Source organism: Paenarthrobacter sp. PPS72, from assembly GCF_048537125.1.
GTDB lineage: Bacteria > Actinomycetota > Actinomycetes > Actinomycetales > Micrococcaceae > Arthrobacter > Arthrobacter nitroguajacolicus_E.
Genome location: NZ_JBLYIE010000093.1, coordinates 1 through 2,942 on the forward strand (window position 1 = coordinate 1; position 2,942 = coordinate 2,942).

General features: G+C 52.7%; 4 protein-coding genes. All 4 read left to right on the plus strand.

Annotated features, from left to right (window positions below):
- Positions 1-206 precede the first annotated feature (206 nt).
- The gene (locus tag ACLRGI_RS23210; RefSeq protein WP_253033899.1) at positions 207-596 is read left to right on the plus strand and encodes a hypothetical protein; all 390 of its coding nucleotides are present in this window, start codon (positions 207-209) and stop codon (positions 594-596) included.
- Positions 597-686: 90 nt separating this feature from the next.
- On the plus strand, positions 687-1,037 hold the full coding sequence (locus ACLRGI_RS23215; RefSeq protein ID WP_253033913.1) for a helix-turn-helix domain-containing protein: 351 nt from the start codon (positions 687-689) through the stop codon (positions 1,035-1,037).
- Between the two features lie 31 nt (positions 1,038-1,068).
- Complete coding sequence (locus tag ACLRGI_RS23220) at positions 1,069-2,526, plus strand: DUF8370 family protein (protein WP_253033900.1); 1,458 nt, start codon at positions 1,069-1,071, stop codon at positions 2,524-2,526.
- 8 nt (positions 2,527-2,534) lie between these two features.
- Positions 2,535-2,729, plus strand: coding sequence for a hypothetical protein (locus ACLRGI_RS23225; protein WP_253033901.1), 195 nt, complete (start codon positions 2,535-2,537; stop codon positions 2,727-2,729).
- The last annotated feature ends 213 nt before the right edge of the window (positions 2,730-2,942 follow it).

Genomic DNA, 2,942 nt, shown 5'->3' on the forward strand with positions numbered 1-2,942 from the left:
ACGTCCCGCTGCCAGTCAAAGTACCGGAGTAGAAGTAGCTGCGACTCTCGGCGCCTCGGCGGCCAGCTGACGCCTTTGCGCGTTTCAGGATCCTAACGCTGACGAGGTGCGTCGAAGAGAACTTCAGCATGGCAGGGAGACCGACGCGCTTCCGGAGGGGTAATTATGGCTTGCAGTGAATATGACCTGCATGCCATAATTAGTACATGATTCTCTTCTGGCCGGACAGTTTCGATGAGCAACTCGATCGGTTGGAAGAGAAGGCTGACGCAGGAGACGAGCGGGCCGAGCTTGTCTTGGATTACACCATTGCGGCGATGGACTATTTGCGAGGGCTGCCTGAGCCGCCCACGGAGGACTCCCTGCGCCTGAAAGAAGTGCGGCAATCAGGCCGTCATCAGGTGTGGAGGGTCGCTCACCCCTTTCATGCCGGCATTGCAGTTCGTGTTATTTGCTGGTTCCCGCCGGGGCAGGCGACGGCGGTTGTGGCTCTGTTCTCCGGGGATAAGGCCAATATCGGGGACATTTTCTACGACAGCGTGGGGTCGCGTGCTGATCAGATAGTTGATCTGTGGGTAGCTGGACAAGAAGACTAAATTTAATAAACCTCAAGTAATTCAAATATAAATTAATCTAAGAATACAATCTAAGAAATGTAAATCTAGTAAAAGAATGAGTTGATCCTGATGGCGATTAGGGGCTTTAAGGAAGGCAACGACAGGCTTGACCGGATGCTTAAGCGTCCAGGTGCTGCGGAACGCGTAGCGCGAATCCAAGAAGAATCTGTGCGCGCTGAGCGCGTCCATGCGATGAATCTAGCGATGATTCGTAAAGCTGGGGATTTGACCCAGACGGATCTGGCAGAGCGCCTAGGTGTGAATCAAAGTGTCATCTCCAAGACCGAGCGTCAGCATGACATGCTTCTATCCACGCTGCTTGAGTATCTAACTGCCGCTGGTGCCGACGAAGCGAAGGTCGTCGTTAAAGTCCGTGGTCAAGAGGTTGAGTTGGACCTCAGGACGATACAACGTCACTAAAGGAACTCGTCTAACAACATATAGAGGTGAAATGCGGTTTTCGAAAGAGTTTGATCTCGCTCTAACGAGCAAAGACGATTGGTTCGACACCATACCGACGCAGGACAGTCCTCTATACGTAGACCCCTATCTCATCTTTGATGATCCTGATCCATTTTGGTCCGAATCGTATGATCACGTCGTTTCCTTCTTCGAACTCGCTGCTGACCTTGTTCTCAAGTCCGGCGGCCAAGAAGATACGCCCGCGTGGAGGAAAGCAGAACGTCTGCTCCATTTTCCAGAGCCTAAGGAGTTTGCTCTCGGCTTGGCGATGGCAAGTCCGGCCGGCTCGGGAACCGGGAAAATGTTTGCGAGAAGGATCGCTACGACGCTTGGCTTGGTTGGCAAGGAGGCTGTGAAGGACCTTTCCTCGATTGCGGGTTTTGCTCTCTTCTGCGAGGGCTTCGGGCGAGACCGTACCAGCGATGTACTCTGCAACATCCTCAAGGCGAAATTTATTGCCTATACACAAGAAGTTGCCGCAAGGCATGACATCCCAATGTCCAAAGTTGAGGTGGTTCATGCCGCCTCGGATCTGAAGAGAGGGAGTTGGTCCGATCTTAAAGTCGACCTGCCAGTGGCCAGTGGTGCGGGGGGAGTCATCCTTACTCCTCGGCGCTTTTTAAAAGACATACCTCGAGTAACACCAGACGGCTTCTGGGACTGGGCAGAGCATGCTGAGTTTGCTGCGCTTAGAGACGATTTGAACTTTGATCTTTCCGTGAGCTTGACGAAATCGCAGAAGGTCGAAGCCGCGAGGAAGGTGGCGAATACACGGCCAGATATTGCCATCAGCTACTTGCAGAAAGAAGCTTCCCGAGCCCACGCGCCCTACGACGTCGAGAGGGATCCCCAGGGCCTGGTCTACTGGTACGAGTCCGGGCAAAAGCTGGCCGCTCTCGCAGATGTATCTGCGTTGAAGGCAGGCCTGCCTTGCGACGACATCGGTTTTCAGGCATGGGTGAAGACATTGGCTGCTACCTTCCAGTATGCTGTCGAAGAAAGTGATGGATGGCGTCTTCTTTGGAATGACGACTACAGAGCGCATCGTCCTGAGAAGATCTGCCAGGCGGTGGCCGGCATGATGTGGCGATCAGAATGTCAGGCAGCGGGTGTGGACTTGAGTCGTGAAGTGGACATGGGCAGGGGCCCTGTGGACTTCAAATTTTCGAAGGGGTGGACTCGGCGCGCCCTGCTTGAAGTCAAGTACATAGGGAGTACAAAGTTCTTTTCTGGCGCTGAAAAGCAGTTGCCACAGTATCTGCAGACTGAGGGTATTTCTTTTGGCATTTACCTTGCGGTCGGATTCACTGACGGCGACTTTAGACCTGAGCGACTCAAGCGAGTAACGGATACCTGTACTGCCTTGTCTGCCGCGAAAGGGGTAACAATCAAGCCTCTTTTCGTCGACGCCCGTGTCGAAAATAAGAAATCTGCATCGACTCTTTAGGAAAGCACATGCCAACATTCCAGATCACATATGCTTCAAATGCGCTCCGCGAACGGCTCCCTGAAACCATTGAGGCTGATGACTATCATCAGAGCGGCGGATTCTTCATTTTTGTATCGAATGATGAGGATCCCTTGTCGTTGTCAACAGTCAAACATCGCTTGGCTGCAAAGACCGTACTGCACATCGAACGTATGGGATGACACCGAAAGCCTCGCTAGGAAGGACCTTCCATTGCGGGAGCGTTCTCCGGAACAGGTCGGAGGCGAATGTCCGGTCTCAGTGAAGTTGGCAACGCTCACGTGGGGTTGCCAAGTTGACTGAGACAGAGACAGGACACCGGACAAGATAAAAGAAGGATTGAGTTGAAGCTTCAACTAAAATAGCTTACATAAGATCCGTTATCGGCGTTAAAG